Origin of the sequence: Frigoribacterium sp. CFBP 13707, assembly GCF_014842245.1 — a bacterium.
GTDB classification, from domain to species: Bacteria; Actinomycetota; Actinomycetes; order Actinomycetales; family Microbacteriaceae; genus Frigoribacterium; species Frigoribacterium endophyticum.
Genome location: NZ_JACYVL010000002.1, coordinates 178589 through 199165 on the forward strand (window position 1 = coordinate 178589; position 20577 = coordinate 199165).

17 protein-coding genes and 1 tRNA gene are annotated in these 20577 nt (G+C 73.0%); 13 read left to right on the forward strand and 5 right to left on the reverse strand.

Going from position 1 to position 20577, the window contains the following annotated elements; all coding sequences use genetic code 11:
• Positions 1-56 precede the first annotated feature (56 nt).
• Both IFT45_RS04590 and recR read left to right on the forward strand, forming a co-directional pair.
• Positions 57-2471, forward strand: coding sequence for a DNA polymerase III subunit gamma and tau (locus IFT45_RS04590; RefSeq protein ID WP_192126926.1), 2415 nt, complete (start codon positions 57-59; stop codon positions 2469-2471).
• 3 nt (positions 2472-2474) lie between these two features.
• On the forward strand, positions 2475-3074 hold the full coding sequence (gene recR / locus IFT45_RS04595; RefSeq protein ID WP_056053137.1) for a recombination mediator RecR: 600 nt from the start codon (positions 2475-2477) through the stop codon (positions 3072-3074).
• 24 nt (positions 3075-3098) lie between these two features.
• Here recR and IFT45_RS04600 read toward each other — a convergent pair whose 3' ends face one another.
• Positions 3099-3905, reverse strand: coding sequence for a DUF1206 domain-containing protein (locus IFT45_RS04600; RefSeq protein WP_192045397.1), 807 nt, complete (start codon positions 3903-3905; stop codon positions 3099-3101).
• Between the two features lie 134 nt (positions 3906-4039).
• Here IFT45_RS04600 and IFT45_RS04605 point away from each other — a divergent pair, with 134 nt between their 5' ends.
• The 9 genes from IFT45_RS04605 (at position 4040) to IFT45_RS04645 (ending at position 13859) form a co-directional block, all read left to right on the forward strand.
• A complete protein-coding gene (locus IFT45_RS04605) occupies positions 4040-5305 on the forward strand; it encodes an aspartate kinase (protein ID WP_056053143.1) in 1266 nt (421 codons plus the stop codon).
• A gap of 73 nt (positions 5306-5378) precedes the next feature.
• Positions 5379-6449, forward strand: a complete 1071-nt coding sequence (locus tag IFT45_RS04610) for an aspartate-semialdehyde dehydrogenase (protein WP_056053146.1) — start codon at positions 5379-5381, stop codon at positions 6447-6449.
• A 67-nt stretch (positions 6450-6516) separates the two neighbouring features.
• Positions 6517-7200 (forward strand): GDSL-type esterase/lipase family protein, encoded by a 684-nt coding sequence (locus tag IFT45_RS04615; RefSeq protein ID WP_192126928.1) that lies wholly within the window; start codon positions 6517-6519, stop codon positions 7198-7200.
• Positions 7201-7331: 131 nt separating this feature from the next.
• Positions 7332-8813, forward strand: coding sequence for a malate:quinone oxidoreductase (locus tag IFT45_RS04620; RefSeq protein ID WP_192126930.1), 1482 nt, complete (start codon positions 7332-7334; stop codon positions 8811-8813).
• Positions 8814-8862: 49 nt separating this feature from the next.
• Entirely contained in the window at positions 8863-9975 is a 1113-nt protein-coding gene (locus IFT45_RS04625) for an Rv2578c family radical SAM protein (RefSeq protein ID WP_192126932.1), read from the forward strand.
• 126 nt (positions 9976-10101) lie between these two features.
• A complete protein-coding gene (locus IFT45_RS04630; protein ID WP_192126934.1) occupies positions 10102-11379 on the forward strand; it encodes a sensor histidine kinase in 1278 nt (425 codons plus the stop codon).
• Positions 11376-12518 carry a hypothetical protein gene (locus IFT45_RS04635; RefSeq protein ID WP_185231832.1) on the forward strand — a complete coding sequence of 381 codons (1143 nt, stop codon included), beginning with the start codon at positions 11376-11378 and terminating at the stop codon, positions 12516-12518. Before IFT45_RS04630 ends, IFT45_RS04635 begins: the two co-directional genes overlap by 4 nt.
• The gene (locus IFT45_RS04640) at positions 12505-13254 is read left to right on the forward strand and encodes a response regulator (RefSeq protein ID WP_082514262.1); all 750 of its coding nucleotides are present in this window, start codon (positions 12505-12507) and stop codon (positions 13252-13254) included. The genes IFT45_RS04635 and IFT45_RS04640 overlap by 14 nt, the downstream gene beginning before the upstream one ends.
• The gene (locus IFT45_RS04645; RefSeq protein ID WP_192126936.1) at positions 13254-13859 is read left to right on the forward strand and encodes a thymidine kinase; all 606 of its coding nucleotides are present in this window, start codon (positions 13254-13256) and stop codon (positions 13857-13859) included. The genes IFT45_RS04640 and IFT45_RS04645 overlap by 1 nt, the downstream gene beginning before the upstream one ends.
• 211 nt (positions 13860-14070) lie before the next feature.
• Here IFT45_RS04645 and IFT45_RS04650 read toward each other — a convergent pair.
• The 3 genes from IFT45_RS04650 to IFT45_RS04660 all read right to left on the reverse strand — a co-directional run bounded on the left by IFT45_RS04650 (position 14071) and on the right by IFT45_RS04660 (position 17759).
• Positions 14071-14144: transfer RNA gene (locus IFT45_RS04650), tRNA-Pro, on the reverse strand.
• A gap of 106 nt (positions 14145-14250) precedes the next feature.
• Positions 14251-15201, reverse strand: a complete 951-nt coding sequence (locus IFT45_RS04655; RefSeq protein ID WP_192126938.1) for a metallophosphoesterase — start codon at positions 15199-15201, stop codon at positions 14251-14253.
• Entirely contained in the window at positions 15198-17759 is a 2562-nt protein-coding gene (locus IFT45_RS04660; RefSeq protein ID WP_192126946.1) for a transglycosylase domain-containing protein, read from the reverse strand. Before IFT45_RS04660 ends, IFT45_RS04655 begins: the two co-directional genes overlap by 4 nt.
• Before the next feature lie 50 nt (positions 17760-17809).
• On the opposite strand from IFT45_RS04660, the gene IFT45_RS04665 reads away from it, so the two are divergent.
• A complete protein-coding gene (locus tag IFT45_RS04665; RefSeq protein ID WP_185231838.1) occupies positions 17810-17971 on the forward strand; it encodes a hypothetical protein in 162 nt (53 codons plus the stop codon).
• Positions 17971-18441 (forward strand): RidA family protein, encoded by a 471-nt coding sequence (locus tag IFT45_RS04670; RefSeq protein ID WP_185231840.1) that lies wholly within the window; start codon positions 17971-17973, stop codon positions 18439-18441. Before IFT45_RS04665 ends, IFT45_RS04670 begins: the two co-directional genes overlap by 1 nt.
• Before the next feature lie 48 nt (positions 18442-18489).
• Here IFT45_RS04670 and acs read toward each other — a convergent pair whose 3' ends face one another.
• Positions 18490-20472 (reverse strand): acetate--CoA ligase, encoded by a 1983-nt coding sequence (acs, locus tag IFT45_RS04675; protein WP_192126948.1) that lies wholly within the window; start codon positions 20470-20472, stop codon positions 18490-18492.
• Between the last annotated feature and the right edge of the window lie 105 nt (positions 20473-20577).

Below are 20577 nucleotides of genomic sequence, written 5' to 3' on the forward strand. Positions count from 1 at the left end.
GGCGGGCGGTCGCCCGGCCGGGTCGCCCTGTCGGTGGCGGCGGCTACTCTTGGGGGGTGGTCACCGCCCTGTATCGCCGTTACCGGCCAGAGAACTTCGCCGAGCTGATCGGGCAGTCGCAGGTGACGGACCCGCTCCGCACGGCGCTCCGCACCGACCGCGTCAACCACGCGTACCTGTTCAGCGGCCCGCGCGGCTGCGGCAAGACGACGTCCGCCCGCATCCTCGCCCGCTGCCTCAACTGCGCCGAGGGCCCCACCGACACCCCGTGCGGCGTCTGCCCGTCCTGCGTCGAGCTCGCGCGCGACGGCGGCGGATCGCTCGACGTGATCGAGATCGACGCGGCGAGCCACAACGGCGTCGACGACGCCCGCGACATCCGTGACCGCGCCGTCTTCGCGCCGGCCCGCGACCGCTTCAAGATCTTCATCCTCGACGAGGCGCACATGGTGACCCCGCAGGGGTTCAACGCGCTGCTCAAGGTCGTCGAGGAGCCGCCGGAGCACGTCAAGTTCATCTTCGCGACGACGGAGCCCGACAAGGTCATCGGCACGATCCGCTCGCGCACGCACCACTACCCCTTCCGCCTCGTGCCCCCGGCGCAGATGCTCGAGTACGTCCAGGAGCTCAGCGCGAGCGAGCAGGTCGCCGCCGCCCCCGGCGTGCTGCCCCTCGTGGTCCGGGCCGGGGGAGGCTCGGTGCGCGACACCCTGTCGCTGCTCGACCAGCTGATGGCGGGCAGCGACGACGGCGGCATCGACTACGAGCGCGCCGTGGCGCTGCTCGGCTACACCCACGCCTCCCTGCTCGACGACGTCGTCGAGGCCCTCGGCGCCCGTGACGGCGCGGCGGCCTTCGCCGCCGTCGACCGGGTCGTGCAGACCGGCCAGGACCCCCGTCGCTTCGTCGAGGACCTCCTCGAGCGCCTCCGCGACCTCATCGTGGTCGGCGCGACCGTCGAGGGGGCCGCCGCCGTGCTGCGCGGAGTCACGCCGGAGGAGCTCGACCGGCTGACGGCCCAGTCGCACGCGTTCGGCGCCGCGGAGCTCTCGCGCTCGGCCGACGTGGTGAACCGCGCCCTCACCGACATGACCGGGGCGACCTCGCCCCGCCTGCACCTCGAGCTGATGATCGCGCGCGTGCTCGTGCCGGAGTCCGACGAGACCACCCGCGGCGCCCTCGCCCGGGTCGAGCGGCTGGAGCGCCGGGTCGGCGTCGACGGGGGAGCGGAGGCCCCGCGGGCCGCGGCGCCCGCGTCGTCGTCGCCCGCCGCCCGCGGCACGGCCTCGGCAGCGCCGCGAGCGTCGGCGCCCGGCCAGGTCGAGTCGGCGCCCGCCGCGTCGTCCTCGGCGTCGACGTCGTCGGCGTCGCCCGCCTCGGCGGCCGAGGCCTGGTCGTCGGTCGCTCCCGCGGCCGCACCCGCCGCGCGGGAGGGCGCCGGCGCCGCGGCGAGCGAGCCGGCGCCGCCGAGCGCTCCGCACTCCGCGGCCTGGGCCCAGGCCCCCGCCGTCGAGAACGCGGTGCCGCCGGAGCCCGAGCGCGCCTCGTCGCCGGTCGGGCCGGTCAGCCTCCAGCAGCTGCGCGACGCCTGGCCGGAGATCGTCGAGGTCGTCGAGAAGTCGAAGCGGACGGCGTGGATGGTCGTCGTCACGGCCACCGTGCAGGCCTTCGCCGACGACGTGCTCACGCTGACCTTCCCGAGCGCGCACGACGTCGAGAGCTTCAAGAAGCCCCAGGGCGCCGGCGACGGCGTCAGCGAGCACCTGCGACGCGCCATCCAGCACGTGCTCGGCGTCAAGGTGAAGTACATCGCCCGGGTCGAGGGCCCGACCGACGCCCCGGGCGCCCCCACGGGTGCGTCGGCGACGCCCGTGGCGTCCGCGCCCGTCGACGCGCCGACCGCCGCCGCTCCTGCTGCCGCTCCGACCGCTGCCGCTCCGGTCGAACCTCCGGCTCGCCGGGAGGCGCCCGTCGCCGCGCCCGCGCCGACCCGCTCCGCGGAGCCCGTCGAGGCGCCCGCCGCCCCGGCACCGACGGCTCCGACGGCCGCGGCGGCGCCGCCCCGCCGCCCCGCCGCGGCTCCGACGCGGGCGACGTCGTCCGACCCGGTCACCGGCTGGGACGTCGCCCCGATCCCGCAGTCGGCTCCGCCGGAGCCCGACGAGCCCGAGCACATCACCGAGGAGCCCCCGGGAGGCGTGCCCACCGTCGACGCCGCGCCCCCGCCCGTCGAGGTCGCCGCCCCGCGCACGGCGCCGGCCGCCTCGGGCACCGGGCAGGCCCCCGAGGGCCGACCCGCGACTCCCGCCGGTCCGCCCGCGGCCGCCCGCCGCGCCGCCGCCGGCGACCCGCGCCGCGGCATCCCGAACGGCTCGCGCTACGGCGAGGCCGTCGTCCGCGAGATCCTCGGGGCCCAGTTCATCGAAGAAGAGATGGTCGCCCCCCGCGTCACGCCTCAGAGAAGCGAGTAGCCCGTGTACGAGGGAATCGTCCAGGAGCTGATCGACGAGTTCGGCCGCCTCCCGGGCATCGGGCCGAAGTCGGCCCAGCGCATCGCCTTCCACATCCTGCAGAGCGAGTCGTTCGACACGACGCGGCTCTCCGAGCTGCTGGTGGACGTCAAGACGAAGGTGCGGTTCTGCGAGGTCTGCGGCAACGTGACCGAGCAGGAGACCTGCGTGATCTGCCGCGATCCGCGTCGGTCGCCCGCGACGATCTGCGTCGTCGAGGAGGCGAAGGACGTCCAGGCGATCGAGCGCACCCGGGAGTTCCGCGGGCTGTACCACGTGCTCGGCGGGGCGATCAGCCCCATCGACGGCGTCGGGCCCGACGACCTGCGCATCCGACAGCTGGTGCAGCGCCTCGCCGACGACACCGTCCAGGAGGTCATCATCGCGACCGACCCGAACCTCGAGGGCGAGGCCACCGCGACGTACCTCTCGCGGATGCTCGCCCCGTTCGGGCTCCGCGTCACCCGGCTCGCCTCGGGCCTGCCCGTGGGCGGCGACCTCGAGTACGCCGACGAGGTCACCCTCGGCCGTGCCTTCGAGGGGCGCCGGGTCGTCGGCGAGTAGCCGGCGGCCGACCGCGCCCGGCGGTCAGAGCCGGGCGCGGCGGGCCCGGACGAAGCTGTAGAGGCCGAACGCCACGAGCCCGACCGCGACGGCCGTGAGCACGACCGTGCCGAACGGCAGCTCGGCCAGCGACCGCAGGGCCCCGTCGAGCCCGCTGGCCTCCTCGGGGTCGGAGGTGATCGCCGCCACGGCGAAGAGCACGCCGACCACCGCCAGGGCGACGCCCTTGGCGACGTAGCCGGCCACGCCGAGCCCGACGGTCGCCCGCCCGGCGCTGCCCGACGGCACGACGAGGTCCTGGCGGAACTTCTGCCTGACCCCCTTGACCACGAAGTAGACGCCGACGGCGACGATCGCCAGGGCCAGCACGACGAGGAGCACGACGCCGCCGGGCGTCGCGATCAGGCGTGCGCTCAGCGACTCGGTCTGGTCGGAGCTGTCGGAGGAGCCGCCCCGGGCGAAGGTGAACGCGGTGGCGCCGACGGCCAGGTACGCGACGCCCTTGCCGCCCTCCTTGGCCCGCGCACCCCACGCCTCCCCGTCCGTCCCGCGCACCAGCGCGGCCTCGAGAAGCTGGAACAGGCCGAGGGCCCAGAGGCCGACGACGATCACCCAGAGCACGACGGCCCCGGCGGGCTGAGCGGCGAGCTGGCCGAGGGCGCCGCCCTGGTCGGCCTCGCCCCCGCCGCCGAAGGCGATGCCCACGGCGATGCCGCCGATGAGCACGTGCAGGACGCCGTTCATGGCGAAGCCCACGCGGGCGAGGGTCTGGAGGGCGCGGCTGTCCTGGACCCGCGAGGCGGCTCCGCGGGCGTCGTCGGTGTCGGGCATGCCCCCACCGTACGGGGAGCGCGGCGTCGCGGGCCGCGCGACGTCACACGGCGCCCGCGCCGTTAGGATCGGACCACGCCCGCGCGGGCCCCGCCCGCCGCGAGCGGCCCCTCGTACCCGTCCCTGGAGTCCCCGTGAGCTTGATCGTGCAGAAATTCGGCGGGTCGTCCGTCGCCGACGCCGAGAGCATCAAGCGCGTGGCCAAGCGCATCGTCGAGACCCGCAAGGCGGGCAACGACGTCGTCGTGGCCGTCAGCGCCATGGGCGACACGACCGACGAGCTGCTCGACCTCGCGCACGAGGTCACGCCGATCCCCGGGGGCCGCGAGCTCGACATGCTGCTCACCGCGGGCGAGCGCATCAGCATGGCCCTGCTCGCCATGGCCATCCGCAGCCTCGGCGTCGAGGCCCGCTCGTACACCGGCAGCCAGGCCGGCATGCTCACCGACGCGCAGCACGGCAAGGCCCGCATCGTCGACGTGACGCCCGGCCGAATCCGCGACGCGCTCGACGCCGGGTCGGTCGCGATCGTCGCGGGCTTCCAGGGCTTCAACCGCACGACCGGCGACATCACCACCCTCGGCCGGGGCGGCAGCGACACGACGGCCGTGGCGCTCGCCGCGGCGCTCGACGCCGACGTCTGCGAGATCTACACCGACGTGGACGGCATCTTCACCGCCGACCCCCGCGTCGTGCCCAAGGCCCGCAAGCTCGACCGCATCACCAGCGAGGAGATGCTCGAGCTCGCCGCCGCGGGGTCGAAGGTGCTGTACATCCGGGCCGTCGAGTACGCCCGGCGGCACGGCGTCACCCTGCACGTGCGCTCGTCGTTCCACAACGGCGAGGGCACGCTGGTCGTCAACCCGAAAGAGGGAGAGAACGTGGAAGAGCCCATCATCAGCGGCGTCGCCGGAGACCTCAGCGAGGGCAAGATCACGGTCGTCGGCGTGCCCGACGTGCCCGGCAAGGCCGCGCAGATCTTCCGCACCGTCGCCAAGACCGGCGCCAACATCGACATGATCGTGCAGAACATCTCGGCGGCGTCGACCAGCCGGACCGACATCTCGTTCACGCTGCCGAAGTCCGAGGGCGCGACCGTCCTCCAGGCGCTCGAGTCCGACCGAGCCGAGATCGGCTTCGAGTCGCTGCAGTACGACGACCAGATCGGCAAGCTCGCGCTCGTCGGCGCGGGCATGCGGACGAACGCCGGCGTCTCGGCCCGTCTCTTCACGGCCCTCTTCGAGGCCGGCATCAACATCGAGATGATCTCGACCAGCGAGATCCGCATCTCGGTCGTCACCCGGGCCGACACGCTCGCCGACGCCCTGCGCGTCGTCCACACCGCGTTCGAGCTCGACGGCGACGTCGAGGCCGTCGTCTGGGCCGGCACCGGTCGCTGACCGCGCCGCCCGGCCCAGCCCACGCCTCCGCCCCGCCCCCGTCCCCGCACCACCCGTCACGAAGGAGCACGACATGTCCGACACCCTGAGCGAGCGGGGGCTGCGCGTCGGCGTGGTCGGTGCCACCGGCCAGGTCGGCAAGGTCATGCGGACGCTGCTCGACGAGCGTGACTTCCCGCTCCGTGAGATCCGCTTCTTCGCGACGGCGCGGTCCGCCGGCACGACGCTGTCGTTCCGCGGCGTCGACGTCGTCGTCGAGGACGTCGAGACCGCCGACCCGACGGGCCTCGACATCGCGCTCTTCTCCGCCGGCGCCACCGGCAGCCGGGCGCACGCCCCGCGCTTCGCCGCCGCGGGCGTGCTCGTCATCGACAACTCGAGCGCCTTCCGGATGGACCCGGAGGTGCCGCTCGTCGTCAGCGAGGTGAACCCGCACGCGATCGACCAGGCCGTCAAGGGCATCATCGCCAACCCGAACTGCACGACAATGGCCGCGATGCCCGTCCTCAAGGTCCTCGACGCGGAGGCGACCCTCGAGCGCCTGATCGTCAGCACCTACCAGGCGGTGAGCGGCAGCGGCCTCGCCGGCGCCGACGAGCTGCTCGGCCAGGTGCGCGCCGCCCTCGAGGGCGACACGGCCGGCCTCGTCCACGACGGAGGCGCGGTGCAGATGCCGGAGCCCGCCGTCTACGTGCGCCCCATCGCCTTCGACGTCATCCCGCTCGCCGGCTCGATCGTCGACGACGGCCTCGACGAGACCGACGAGGAGAAGAAGCTGCGCAACGAGAGCCGCAAGATCCTCGAGCGCCCCGACCTCCGCGTCAGCGGCACCTGCGTGCGCGTGCCGGTCTTCACGGGCCACTCGCTGTCGATCAACGCCGAGTTCGCCGACGCCCTCACGGCGGCCCGCGCGAAGGAGCTCCTCGCCGACGCCCCCGGCGTCGTCCTGACCGACGTGCCGACGCCGCTCCAGGCGGCGGGCTCCGACCCGTCGTACGTGGGCCGCATCCGGCAAGACGAGGGTGTGCCCGGCGACCGCGGCATCGCCCTCTTCATCAGCAACGACAACCTGCGCAAGGGCGCGGCCCTGAACGCGGTGCAGATCGCGGAGATCGTCGCGGCCCGTCGCCTCGCCGCCGCCTGAGCCCGGCAGGGGAGCGCGGGAGGCGCGGGGCACCGAACCCGCGCCTCCTGCGCTCCGAACAGCGAGCGTGACCCGTCTCGCCCGCTCCCTCGTCGCCGTCGCGGCGTTCCTCCTCGTCCTCACCGGCTGCGCGCCCGACCCCGCGGCGCCGTCGGCCGGCGACGGCAGGGCCGGCGTCCCGGAGGGAGACGGGCCGGTCGTCTCGTTCTACGGCGACTCGTACACGCTGGGCACCGGGGCGAGCGACCCGTCGAAGCGGTGGTCGACCGTCGTCAGCGCCGAGCGCGGCTGGCGGGAGCACAACGAGAGCGTGAACGGCCTGGGCTTCGTCAACAACCGGACGTCGTTCGAGGGCGGCGACCTGCCGGGCCAGGTGATCGCGGCCGACCCCGACATCGTGATCGTGACGATGGGGCTCAACGACGCGTTCTCGTACGACAGGAGCGCCGACGAGATCCACGAGCAGATCGGCGTCGACCTGCACCGCCTCGACGACGCCCTGCCCGAGGCGCGCATCGTCGTCGTCGAGCCCTTCTGGTACACCGACGAGCGGCCGGAGAGCGTCGACGTCATCGCCGGGTGGGTGCGGGAGGCGGCGGACGAGATCGACGCCGACCAGGTGCCCGGAGCCTCGCGGTGGCTGACCGGCCACCCGGAGTGGACGGCGGCCGACGGGCTGCACCCGAACGACGACGGCTACGCCGAGCTGGCCCGGCGCATGGACGAGGCGCTGACCGGGCTCGGGCTCTGACCGGGCTCGGGCTCTGACCGGCTCGGGCACCGACCGGCCGGGTCGTCGGCGGTCGTTCGACGTCGAGAGGCCTGCGCCGCCTCCCCGGGGCCGCTCGCCCCGCCGTGAGCGCGTCGGCCTAGACTGACGCCGTGACCGATGCACCGAAGCCAGTCGACGTCGCCCTGATCGGGGCGGGCATCATGAGCGCCACCCTCGGCGCGATGATCAAGCAGCTCGAGCCGACGTGGACGATCCAGATCTACGAGGCCCTCGGCGACGTGGCCCAGGAGTCGAGCAACCCGTGGAACAACGCGGGCACCGGCCACTCCGCACTCTGCGAGCTGAACTACACGCCCGAGCGCTCCGACGGCACGATCGACATCAGCAGCGCCGTCAAGGTCAACGAGCAGTTCCAGGTCTCGCGGCAGTTCTGGTCGCACCTCGTCGCCGAGGGCGCCCTGCCCGACCCGTCCGCGTTCATCTCGTCGACGCCCCACATGAGCTTCGTCTGGGGCGAGAAGAACGTCGAGTACCTGCGCAAGCGCCACGAGGCCCTGCGCGACCACCCGCTCTTCCGCGGTCTCGAGTTCAGCACCGACGCCTCCGTCATCCGCTCGTGGGCCCCCGTGCTCATCCCCGGCCGCTCGAAGGGGCAGCCGATCGCCGCGACCCGCATCGAGGCCGGCACCGACGTCGACTTCGGGGCGCTGACCCGGCTGCTCATCGAGCACCTCGAGGCGAACGACGCCCGCCTCGAGCTCGACCACCGCGTGACGGGCCTCAAGCAGCTCGGCGACGGCACCTGGCGCATCAAGATGCGCAAGCAGGTCGGCGGCACGCCCACGACGGTCGACGCCCGCTTCGTCTTCGTGGGGGCCGGGGGAGGCGCGCTGCACCTCTTGCAGAAGTCGGGCATCGACGAGATCAAGGGCTTCGGCGGCTTCCCGGTCAGCGGCGAGTTCCTCCGCACCGACGACCCCGAGGTCGTCGCGAAGCACCGGGCGAAGGTCTACGGCAAGGCCGCCGTCGGGTCGCCGCCCATGTCGGTGCCGCACCTCGACACCCGCATCGTCGACGGCGAGGCGAGCCTCATGTTCGGGCCCTACGCCGGCTTCAGCCCGAAGTTCCTCAAGAACGGCTCCGTGCTCGACCTCGTGATGTCGATCCGGCCGCACAACCTCTACCCGATGATCCGGGCGGGCCTCGCCAACCTCGGCCTCGTGAAGTACCTCGTCGGCCAGCTGGCCGCGAGCAAGGAGACCAAGTTCGAGGCGCTGCGCGAGTTCATGCCCGACGCCGACCCGGCCGACTGGTACCGCATCACCGCGGGCCAGCGCGTCCAGGTGATCAAGCGCGACGTGGAGAAGGGCGGGGTGCTGCAGTTCGGCACCGAGGTCGTCGCCGCGGCGGACGGCAGCATCGCCGGCCTCCTCGGTGCCTCGCCCGGCGCCTCGACCGCCGTGCCGATCATGCTCGACGTGCTGGAGCGCTGCTTCCCCGACCGCATCGCGGGCTGGACCCCGGTGCTCCGGCGGCTCGTGCCGACCTACGGGGAGTCCGTCGCGACGGACGAGCAGCGGGCCGCCGCCACCCTCGGCGCGACCGCGGAGGCGCTGCGCATCCACGCCTGACCCCGTCGCCGGCGTCCCGGCCCGATCGAACGTGTGTTCTAATGGACGCATGCGGTGGAGCGGGCAGGCGATGGCGACGGAGAGCGACTCGGTTCTGCCCGGGCTCGCGAAGCTGTCGAACCTCGTGGCGTCGGTCGCGACGCCGGAGTTCGCCGGCGTCACCTTCCACGAGATCCTCGCCAAGAGCGCGCTGAACCGCGTGCCCGGCGGAGACAGCGCCCTGCCGTTCGGCTGGACGGTCAACCCGTACCGGGGCTGCAGCCACGCCTGCGTCTACTGCTTCGCGCGACCCACCCACGAGTACCTCGACCTCGACGGCGGCGACGACTTCGACCGCCAGATCGTCGTCAAGGTCAACGTCGCCGAGGTCCTGGCCCGCGAGCTCGCCCGGCCGTCCTGGCAGCGGCACCCGGTCGCGCTCGGCACGAACACCGACCCGTACCAGCGGGCCGAGGGGCGCTACCGCCTCATGCCGGGCATCATCGCGGCGCTCGCCGACTCGGGCACGCCGTTCAGCATCCTCACGAAGGGCACCCTCCTCCGCCGCGACCTGCCACTGCTGGCGGAGGCGGCGGAGCACGTGCCGGTCGACATCGCGATGTCCGTCGCCGTCCACGACGACGACCTGCAGCAGTCGATCGAGCCGGGCACGCCCACGACCGCGGCGCGGCTCGCCACCGTCCGGGCGGCGACCGACGCGGGCCTCCGCTGCTCCGTCTTCATGATGCCGGTGCTGCCGTACCTCACCGACACGCGCGAACACCTCACCACGGCGCTCGAGGCCGTCCGCGACTCCGGGGCCACCACGGTGCTCTACAGCGCGCTGCACCTCAAGCCCGGGGTCAAGGAGTGGTTCTTCGCCTGGCTCGAGCGCGAGCACCCGGAGCTGCTGCCCCAGTACCGCGAGCTCTACGCGCACGGCACCTACGCGCCCACGGGGTACCGCCGCTGGCTCGCGGGGCGGATGCGGCCCCTGCTGGCCCAGCACGGGCTGCAGCGCGGCGAGGCCGACCCCTCGACCGGCACGACCCGGTCGCGGGCGCTCGACGACGCGGAGCAGTCGCTGCGGCTGATGAACCTCACCCCGACGTCGGCTCCCCGGTCGCTGCTGGCGGAGGAGCTCCCCGGCGGGGCACGCTCCGCGCATCCCCGGCTCTTCTGAGCGACCGGGGCACAGATCACGACCCTCCTGCGAGTCGATCCGGGGGTGGCCCCAGATAACGGGGTACATGAGCTGGTCCATGTTCTGGCATGATCATCAGGCCAGCCACGGAGCGAAGGAGGCACGGTGCTGCTCGGACTGCCCGCCCACCTCGCTCCCCAGAGCACCGGTCGCGCGCTCGCGCGCTCCTGTCACGTGATCGCGTGCGTCGTCCTCGCCGGCGCGGCCCTCCTGCTGGTGAGCAACCAGGTGGGCATGCCGTCGCTCATCCTGTGGCCCGCCCTGGTCGCGGTCGTGACGATGGCGGCGCTCGTGCTCGTCGTCGCCACCTACCGCAGCGCCACGAGCTACGCCGCCTACCTCCTCCTCGGCTCGGCCTGCCTCTACTGGTACGCGCTCACCCTCTTCGCCCAGGTCCCGTCGATCCAGGCCTCCGACGCCTTCTCGCTCTCGCTCCCCAAGATCGCCCTGGTCATGGTGGGGGCGAGCGGGGTGCGCCCGCGCCACAGCATCGCCTGGGCGACGGGCGGCCTCGTGCTCGGCGAGGTGGCCACCCAGCTCGCGACCTGGCAGACCGGGTCCGCCCCGAAGGTCGACGTGACGACGGTGGTGGCCTGGGCCGTCGTGGTCGCCACCCTCGGCTACGCCCTCGTCGCCCGCGACCGGGCTCGGCGGGCCCAGCCGAGCATCCACCGCGCCGCCGTCGACCAGCAGCTCCAGAGCATCCGTCACGACATGGAGCAGCAGGCCGCGGCGCTCGTCCACGACACCGTCCTCAACCACCTCGCCGCCGTCGCGACCGCGGGCCCCGGCCGGCTCGACCCGTCGCTCGCCTCGTCGATGGCGGCGGACCTCGAGACGCTCGTCGGCCAGGAATGGCTGCGTGACCCCGCCCCGCCCGGGGTCGACGCCGCGACGGCCGAGTGGGACGACAGCCAGCTCGCCCGCGCGGTCGAGCAGGGGCGCGCCCGGGGGCTGGAGATCGGCGTCACGGGCGACGTCGCTGCCGTGGCCCGCCTGGCGCCCGTGGTGGGCCAGGCGCTCGGCCTGGCCGTGACCCAGTGCCTGACGAACGTCGAGAAGCACAGCGGGGTGCGCCGCGCGGAGGTCGTCGTCTACGGCGACGGCGGCGAGCTCTCGGTCATGGTCATCGACGACGGTGCGGGCTTCGACCAGGACGCGGTGCCCCGTGACCGGCTCGGCCTCAGCAACTCGGTCCGGGCGCGCATGGAGCGCGTCGGGGGCTCGGCGCAGGTCTGGTCGTCGCCCGGCAGCGGCACCTCCGTCGTCATCCGCGTCCCGGCCACCGGCCCCGACGAGCCGGGGGACACGGTCCCGGTGCCCGGCGCCGAGGGCGCGTCGGACGTCGCGCGCTCGGACGACCGGACGGGCGACGCCGCATGAGCGACCGCGAGCGGACCCCGCAGCAGGTCGACCCCGTGGGGGCCCTGGCCTCCCGTCCCGTGTCGCTGATCACCGTCGTCGCGGCCCTCGCCGTGGCCGTGTCGGCGACCCTGAGCGGTCGTGACGAGATCGTCGACCCGGCCGCGTCCGTGGGCGCGGTCGCGGCCCTGGCGGCGGCCGGCCTCGTGCTCGTGCTCTCCGCCAGCCCGCTCCGGGCGCCGTTCCGGCGTCGCTCCCTGGTGGCCGTGGTCGTGCTCTCCTGCGCCGCCGTCGCCCTCGAGGCGCTCGGTCTCCTCGGGCAGAACGAGCTCGTGCGCGACGACTGGTCGTCGCTCGCGGTCGGCGTCCTGCTGCTCGGCGTCGCCCCCTACCGACCCGCCGCCGAGATCCTCGTCGCCGGCCTCGTCGTCGCGGTCGTCGTGGCCGTGGTCGTGCTGCTCGAACGGCCCTGGTTCGTGACGGCCGTGCCGACCACGACGTTCGTCGTCGTCGCCGTCGTGCCGGTCGTGGCGCTCTCCGCGGCCGCCGCCTCCTTCTCCCGCACCTTCACGCTGTTGGTCGAGCGGTGGATCGACCGCGCGACGACCTTCCGGCGCGCCAGCGCCGACGAGCTGCGGGCGAGCATCGCCCGGTCGGTGCAGCAGGACCGCGTCACCATCCTCAACCGGGAGGTCGTGCCGTTCTTCTCGTCGCTCGTCGACCGCGGGGCGGTGACGGCCGCCGACGCCCAGCGCGCCCGCGACATCGCCGACCAGCTCCGGGTGTCGATGGTGGCGGAGGCCGACCGGTCGTGGCTCGAGCACCTCTTCGTCAGCCCGACGAGCGGGGTCTCGGGCATCGTCGTCGACCCCGACTTCGTCGCCTCCGCGATGACCCCGGACCACAGGACGTCGCTGCGCGCCCTGCTCGTCGCCTTCGGCGAGCGGGACGGCGTCCAGGCCGACGACGTGCGGGTCGACCTCCGACGGGTCGACGAGCGCGTCGAGGCCCTCGTGAGCGTCCCGACCACGGTGGGGGAGTTCGTCGTCCGCCGCCGCTTCGCACCGTGGTTCGCCGTGCTCCGCATCGTCTTCGGCGACCTGCAGGTCGACGCCACCTCCCCCCTCCTGACACTAAGGTTTTCTTATGACCAGCACTGAGTCGAGCGGCCGCTCGTCCCTCCGCCCGGGCTTCGGCAGGCCCGCCGCCGCTCCGTCGTGGAGCACGGTCGGCCCCGGCGACGAGACGCCCGCCACCCGCCGGGTGCGCCTCGCCATCCTCGACGACCACGAGGTCCTCCTGGACAGCCTCTCGAGCTGGATCAACGTCAACGCGTACGACTTCGACCTCGTGCTCACGGCGCACACCTGGCTGCAGCTGGTGCACAGCGACAACTTCCCGACCGACCTCGTCTTCCTCGACTTCCAGCTCAAGGAGCCCGTCTCGATCGAGGCCCGGGTCCGCACCTGCCGGGCCGCCGGCGCCAAGGTCGTCGTGCTGTCGAGCCTCGACACGCGGGAGTCGCGGGAGCGCGCCCTCGACGCCGGGGCCAGCGCGTTCCTGTCGAAGTCGCTGCCCATGCGTGAGGTCATGGACGCCGCGCGCCAGGTGATGGGCGTCGCCCGCGACTCGTCGCCGCAGCGGGACTGGCGGCCGCTGCCGGTCGGCGCGACCAACCAGAGCCGACCCAAGCTGAGCGCCGGCGAGGCCGAGGCATTCCGGCTCTACGTCTCGGGCTTCAGCACCAACGAGGTCGCCGCCCAGATGAACGTCCAGTACGAGACGGCGAAGACCTACCTGCGCCGGGTGCGCGAGAAGTACGCCAAGGCCAACCGACCGGCGAGCAAGAAGAGCGAGCTGATCCGTCGGGCGGCGGAGGACGGCTACCTCCAGTAGTGGCGAAGCTCTACTTCCGCTACGGGGCCATGAACAGCGGCAAGAGCACGGCCTTGCTCCAGGCGGCCTTCAACTACGAGGAGCGCGGCCAGCGCGTGCTGCTGGCGAAGCCCCGGGTCGACACGAAGGGCGACGACGCGGTCGTGTCGCGGCTCGGCGTCACCCGGACCGTCGACGTCACCTTCGCGCCGGGCGACGACGTGCTGTCGGTGTTCTGTGCCGAGCGAGCGCGCGTGCGCGACGAGACCGGCTCCGACCTCGCCTGCCTGCTCGTCGACGAGGTGCAGTTCCTGTCACCGGAGCAGGTCGACGACCTGCTCCGCATCGCCGTGCTGGAGGACGTGCCCGTGCTGGCCTACGGCATCCGCACCGACTTCCGCACGCTGGCGTTCCCGGGCAGCCTGCGCCTGATGGAGGTCTCGCACAGCCTCGAGGAGCTCAAGACGATCTGCCGCTGCGGGCGGAAGGCCGTGTTCAACGCGCGCAAGGTCGGTGACCGGTTCGTCTTCGACGGGGACCAGGTCGCGATCGACGGCGAGCAGGTCACGTACGAGTCGCTCTGCGGCGCCTGCTACCTGGCCGAGAGCAGCGGCCGCCTCGCCTGACCCGGCCCCCGCCTCCCCTTCAGCGTCGTGAAGAAAGCACAGAACGACAGGAAGGCCGGACCCGTAGGCCCCCGCCTGTCCTTCAGCGTCGTGAAGAAAGCACAGAACGACAAAAAAGCTGGACCCTAGGGTCCAGCCTCCCCTTCAGCGTCGTGAAGAAAGCACAGAACGACGAATGGCTGGACCCTAGGGTCCAGCCATGCGTCGTGTGTCGGGGTAGCGGGATTCGAACCCACGACCTCCTCGTCCCGAACGAGGCGCGCTACCAAGCTGCGCCACACCCCGTCATCTCGGTGGGCATCTCTGCCTGCCGAAGCAACGTGTACAAGGATAGCGGATGAATCGGGGTCCGCGTGCCACCGCCGGGCGGTGGGCACCGAGGGGGAGCGAGTCAGGCGGTCAACGTCACGACGACCGCCTCGGGGCGGCAGTCGAACCGCACGGGGGCGTAGATCGACGTGCCGAGCCCTGCGGAGATCTCGAGGTGCGCGGTGCGCCGTGCGTGGCTCCAGGTCGTCAGCCCGCTCACCTTGCTGCGGGGGATGTCGCAGTTGGTCACGAGTGCGCCGTAGCCGGGCACCCGCACCTGACCGCCGTGCGTGTGGCCGCCGAAGATGACGTCGGCGCCGTTCGTGACGAACGAGTTGAGCACGCGCTGGTAGGGCGCGTGCGTGACGCCGATGCCGATGGGGTCCGGCCCGCCCCGGTCGTCCTGCCAGCCGACGTTCTCGCGGAGGTCGTCGAGGGCACCGGGGAGGCGGTCGAGGCGGTCCCAGCCCCGGTGGGCGTCGTTCACCCCGAAGAGCTCGAGCCGGTTGCCCCGGAGTTCCAGGGCGCGCGCGGTGTTGTTCAGGTCGAGCCAGCCCAGGTCGGCGAAGAACGCCTCCATCCGGTCGACGTCGAGCGGCGCGGGCGCCCGGTGCGGCCTGCTGGGCCCGGCGAAGTACCGGAGCGGGTTCTTCGGCACCGGGCCGAAGTAGTCGTTGGACCCGTTGACCCAGACGCCCGGCACGCCACGGAATGGCTCCAGCGTGTACTCGAGCGCGGTGTGGGCATCGGCGTGCCCGAGGTTGTCGCCCGTGTTCACGATGAGGTCCGGCTCGTACACGGACAGCCCGCGGACCCACTCTTGCTTCTCCGACTGCCAGGGGGCGAGGTGCAGGTCGGACAGGTGCAGGACGGTCAGCGACCGGGACCCCGCCTCGAGGATCGGGAGGACCTCGTGACGCACGGTGAAGCGGTTGCGCTCGACGAGAGCGCCCCAGGCGAACGCTCCCAGGCCGACGGCCGCGCCCGCCGCAGCGGTCGCGGCCGTCAGGCGTCCTGCGGTGACGGGGCTCACGAGCAGCCGCCCGGGTCCTTGCCGTCCTTGTTGCCGAAGAGGACCACCGAGATCGCCGTGTCCTTCGCGACGGACGTCCCGGCGGCGGGGTCGCTGCTCGCCACCCGGCACTGGTTCTTGCCGTCGCCCGCCGTGAAGCCGGAGACCCCGAGCGCGGTGGTGAAGCCGGCCCCGGCCACGGCGGCACCGGCGCCCTCGAGGTCCTGCCCGGTCAGGTCAGGGACGGTGGTCGCCAGCGATCCGTCGGACGTGAAGACGCGCACGGTCGAGCCCTTGGCCACCAGCGTCCCGCCGGCGGGATCCGATCCGCTGACCTGCCCGGCCGGCAGCGTCGACGCCTGCACGCCGCCGTCCTCGTACTTGAGGCCGGTGCTGCGCAGGAGCGTCTGGGCGGCGGCGGGCGTGCTGCCCGCGAGGTCGGGGACGCTGACCCCGGTGCCGCGGAGGACGGCGTTCGAGGGGGCCACGAAGGCTCCGCCCGGGTACGCGGCGTTGTTGACGGTCTGGACCTCACGGAAGAAAGCCGTCCGTGCGTTCGCGTAGCTGCCGTTCCTGGGCTGCACGGGCGACGAGTAGGCGCGGAGGCTCTTCTTGCCGCCGGTGAAGTCGTAGTTGCCCTGCCAGATGGCCGTGGCGACGCGGGTCGAGGCGCCGATGATCCAGATCTGGTCCTTGTCGTCGGTGGTGCCGGTCTTGCCGATCTCGGGGATGCCGTCGCGGGGCAGGCCGCCGACGGCCGTCCCGGAGGTCCAGAGACCCGACATCGCCTTGGCGGCGCCCGCGGCGACGTCCGGGTCCAGCGCCTGGGTGCAGGCCTGGGGCTGGCCGCCGATGTCGGCACCCGAGGAGTCCTTGATGTTGTCCACGATGATCGACTCGCAGTACTTGCCGCCGGCCGCGATCGCGGCGTAGGCCGTGGCCATCGTGAGCGGGGCGACCTCGTTCGAGCCGAGGATCGACGACGGGTTCTCGTAGGCCAGCGGGTTCCCGTCGGCGCGGTGCACGCCGAGCTTCTCGGCGACCCCGGCGATGTCGGCGAGGTCGAGCTGAGAGGCCATCGACGCGTACGCCGTGTTCATGGACTGTGCCGTCGCGGCGGCCACGGTCATGCTGCCGGGGCGCTCACCGGCGTCGTTCTTCGGCGTCCAGCGCACGGTCGGACGACCGTCCGCCGTGAGCTGGAAGGTGCGGGGAGTCGCGTTGACGGACTGGTTCACGCCGTTGCCCTGCTCGAGCCAGTCGATGAGGGTGAAGGGCTTGTAGGTCGAGCCGGGCTGGAATCCACCCGAGCCGCCGTACTGCTGGTCGGTGCTGAAGTTCACGGAGGTCTGGGTGCGGTCGTCGGACGCCACCTCGGAGAACGTCGTGTTCTGCGCCATGACGAGCACGCGGCCCGTGCCGGCCTCGACGGTGTTCACGACCGAGCCGAGCTGGAGCCGGGTCTCGCTCGCCGGGGCGTACCGGTCGACCTTCTCCTTGGCGCTGGCGGTGAGGTCGAGGTCGAGGGTCGTGTAGACGTTGTAGCCGCCGGTCGCCCAGTTCTTCTCGCGCTCCTCAGGCGAGGAACCCAGGACGGCGAGGTTCTTGATGTTCTTCTTCACGTAGTCGCAGAAGTACTGGGCTCCGGCTGCCGTGACGGCCGCACAGCCCTGAGTCGGCGTCGTCAGGTGCACGTAGCTCGCGATGTCCGCGGCCAGGGCCGCCTGCATCGTCGGCTCGTCGATGAAGCCCTCGGCCTTCATCGACTTGATGATGACGTCGCGTCGTGCCTTGTTGCCCTCGTACTTCTCCGGAGTGGAGAGGTTGCGGGTGTCGGGGTACTGCACGATGGCGATGAGGCTCGCGGCCTCCTCGACGGTCAGGTCGAGCGCCGACTTGTTGTAGTAGTGCTGGGCGGCGGCCTGCACGCCGTAGGTCTGGTCGCCGAAGTACGCGATGTTGAGGTACGCGAGCAGGATGTCGTCCTTGGAGTACTTCTTCTCCAGCCCGATGGCGAACTTCATCTCCTCGAGCTTGCGGTCGAGCGTGGTCGTCGTCGCCTCCTTGTAGGCGGCGTCACGCTCCTCCTGCGTGTCGAGCTGCTGCGACTGAGCGATGCGGATGTTGCGCACCAGCTGCATGGTCAACGTCGATCCGCCGCCGCTGGCCCCCAGCTCGCCGCCCCCGAGCGACCCCGCCGCGGCGCGCACGAGCGACGTGACGTCCACCCCGCCGTGGTCGTAGAAGCGGCGGTCCTCACCGGCGAGGACGGCGTTCTTCAGGTTGCCCGAGACCTGGTCCCACTTGAGCTCGACGCGGTTCTCGCTGTAGAGGGTCGCGAAGGGGACGTCCTGCCCGCCCTGCTTGGCGTAGAGCGTGTTGCGCTGGGACAGCTTGCCGATCTCGATGTACTCGGGGATCGACTCGAAGACCCCGATCGAGCTCGAGGCGGTCATGCCCGCCACGGCGATCGCCGGCGTCACGCCGATGGTGACGAGGAGGCCGGCCAGCACGCTGAAGCCGACGAATCCGAAGAGCGCCCCGACGACGGACGTGGGCTTCGATTTTTGGGCAGACATAAGATCAGGGTAAGTGACACCGACGACATCCGAGCTGATAGGAACCACAAATGGTCCTTTGGGAGTACATGACCACGCCGCTCATGGTGCACAACAGCACCGCGATCCTGAACAACTGGGGGAGCGAGGGCTGGGAGCTCGTGCAGGTCACGCAGGGGCCGGAGGGCGGCCCCGTCGCCTGGTTCAAGCGCGAGAAGCCGCAGGGCGCCTGATGGCCGACGTCGCCGCTCGCCTCGCCGAGCTCGGCCTCGAGCTCCCCGCCGTGGCCGCCCCCGCGGGCGACTACATCCCCGCCGTCCGCAGCGGCCAGCTGGTGTTCACGGCCGGCCAGCTCCCGTTCGTCGACGGCGCCCTCCCGGCGACCGGCGTCGTGGGCGAGGCCCCCGGGCTGGTGACGCCGGAGGCCGCCCGTGACCTCGCAGCACGGTCCGCGCTCAACGCCCTGGCCGCCGCGGCGACCGTGCTCGGTTCGCTCGACGAGGTCGTCCGGGTGGTGAAGGTGACGGGCTTCGTCGCGTCCGACCCGGCGTTCACCGGGCAGCCCGGTGTGATCAACGGCGCCTCCGAGCTGCTGGGCCGGGTGTTCGGCGAGGCCGGCCGCCACGCTCGCAGCGCCGTCGGCGTCGCCGCGCTGCCGCTCGGCAGCCCGGTCGAGGTCGAGCTCGTGCTCGAGGTCGCCTGACCCCGCCCGGCCGCAGGGCTCCCGACCGGGAGCCCTGCCCGGTGGGCATCAGCGCAGGCCGGCGCTGATCGCGCTCATCACGGTCGCGTCGGCGAGCGTGGTCGTGTCCCCGACCTCCCGGCCCTCCGCGACGTCCCGGAGCAGGCGCCGCATGATCTTCCCCGAGCGGGTCTTGGGCAGCTCGTCGACCAGCACGACGGTGCGCGGTCGGGCGATGCTGCCGATCTGGCGGGCGACGTGCTCCCGCAGGGCGACCACCGCCTCCTCGGGGGCCTGGGCGCCGCGGGCGCCGTCGCGCAGCACCACGAAGGCGACGACGGCCTGCCCGGTCGCCTCGTCCGCCGCCCCGACGACGGCCGACTCGGCGACCGAGGGGTGGGCGACGAGCGACGACTCGATCTCGGCGGTCGAGAGCCGGTGCCCCGACACGTTCATCACGTCGTCGACGCGCCCGAGCAGCCAGATGTCGCCGTCGTCGTCGCGACGAGCGCCGTCACCGGCGAAGTACCGGTCGCCGAAGCGCCCCCAGTAGGTCTCGACGTAGCGCTCGTGGTCGCCCCAGATGCCGCGCAGCATCGACGGCCACGGCTCGGTGACCACGAGCAGCCCGCTGCCGCCGGGGCCGACGGGTGCCCCGTCGTCGTCGACCACGTCGACCACCACGCCCGGCACCGGCGTCTGCGCGGCCCCGGGCTTGGTCGCCGTGACGCCGGGCAGCGGCGAGACCATGATCGCGCCGGTCTCGGTCTGCCACCACGTGTCGACGACGGGGGTGCGGCCCGAGCCGACCACCTCGCGGTACCAGAGCCAGGCCTCGGGGTTGATGGGCTCGCCGACGGAGCCCAGCAGGCGCAGCGACGAGAGGTCGCGGGCGAGGGGCAGCTGCCGCCCGGCCTTCATCGCGGCACGGATGGCCGTCGGGGCCGTGTAGAAGAGGGTCACCCCGTACTTCTCGACGATGTCCCACCAGCGCCCTGGAGCGGGGGAGTCGGGGGTCCCCTCGTAGAGGACCTGCGTCGCGCCGTTCGCGAGGGGCCCGTAGACGACGTAGCTGTGGCCGGTGATCCAGCCGACGTCGGCGGTGCACCACCAGACGTCGGTGGCCGGGCGGAGGTCGAAGACCGTCGCGTGGGTCGTCGCGACCTGGGTCAGGTAGCCGCCGGAGGTGTGCAGGATGCCCTTCGGTCGGCCCGTGGTGCCGCTCGTGTAGAGGATGAACAGCGGGTGCTCGGCCGGGAAGGGCTGCGCGACGTGCTCGTCGCCGACGCCGTCGAGGGCCTCGTGCCACCAGAGGTCGCGGCCCTCGGCCCAGTCGACGGCCTGGCCGCCGCGGCGCACGACGAGCACGGTCTGGACGGTCGACGGCCCGCCCGTGGCGAGCGCGGCGTCGACGGCGGGCTTCAGGGGCGACACCGTTCCCCGTCGCCAGCCGCCGTCGGCGGTGACGACGACGGTCGCCCCGGCGTCGTCGATGCGGGCACGCAGGCTCTCGGCGCTGAACCCGCCGAAGACTACGGAGTGCACGGCGCCGAGGCGGGCGACGGCGAGCATGACCACCACCGCCTCCGGGATCTGGGGCAGGTAGACGACGACGCGGTCGCCCGCCCCGACGCCGAGCGACGCGAGCAGGTTCGCGGCGCGCTTGACCTCCCGGGTCAGCTCGTCGTAGGTGACGGCACGGCTGTCGCCGGGCTCGCCCTCCCACAGCAGGGCGACGCGGTCGCCGTGGCCGGCCTCGACGTGCCGGTCGAGGCAGTTGTAGGCCACGTTGAGGGTTCCGTCGGCGAACCAGCGGGCGACGGGCGCGTCCGTCCAGTCGAGCGCCTCGGCGGGAGGGCGGTGCCAGGTGAGGCGCTCGTGGGCCTGTCGCAGCCAGAAGCCCTCCCGGTCCGCGGCGGCCGCCGCGGCCAGCTCCGGGCCCGCCGCGGCCTCCTCGACGAACTGCGCGGAGGGCGGGACGACCAGGCCGGGGGAGGCGGCCGCCCCGTGGTCGTCACCGGTGGGGGTGGAGGGGGCGGTGCCGTCGGTCATGTCGGTCCTCTCGCGTCGTCGCGGTGCGGCGGCCGGGGCCGTCGCGCCGACCCTACTCCGGCGGCCGGACGCCGCAGGCGCGCCCGGCACCTCGACCGGCGCCGC

What these genes read in the sequence shown, in the direction of transcription:
- IFT45_RS04665 (WP_185231838.1), top strand. Translation starts at nt 17,810, where the DNA reads ATGGTCCTTTGGGAGTACATGACCACGCCGCTCATGGTGCACAACAGC.
- IFT45_RS04610 (WP_056053146.1), top strand. Translation starts at nt 5,379, where the DNA reads ATGTCCGACACCCTGAGCGAGCGGGGGCTGCGCGTCGGCGTGGTCGGT.
- IFT45_RS04670 (WP_185231840.1), top strand. Translation starts at nt 17,971, where the DNA reads ATGGCCGACGTCGCCGCTCGCCTCGCCGAGCTCGGCCTCGAGCTCCCC.
- acs (WP_192126948.1), bottom strand. Translation starts at nt 20,472, where the DNA reads ATGACCGACGGCACCGCCCCCTCCACCCCCACCGGTGACGACCACGGG.
- IFT45_RS04635 (WP_185231832.1), top strand. Translation starts at nt 11,376, where the DNA reads ATGAGCGACCGCGAGCGGACCCCGCAGCAGGTCGACCCCGTGGGGGCC.
- IFT45_RS04600 (WP_192045397.1), bottom strand. Translation starts at nt 3,905, where the DNA reads ATGCCCGACACCGACGACGCCCGCGGAGCCGCCTCGCGGGTCCAGGAC.
- IFT45_RS04625 (WP_192126932.1), top strand. Translation starts at nt 8,863, where the DNA reads ATGCGGTGGAGCGGGCAGGCGATGGCGACGGAGAGCGACTCGGTTCTG.
- IFT45_RS04660 (WP_192126946.1), bottom strand. Translation starts at nt 17,759, where the DNA reads ATGTCTGCCCAAAAATCGAAGCCCACGTCCGTCGTCGGGGCGCTCTTC.
- IFT45_RS04640 (WP_082514262.1), top strand. Translation starts at nt 12,505, where the DNA reads ATGACCAGCACTGAGTCGAGCGGCCGCTCGTCCCTCCGCCCGGGCTTC.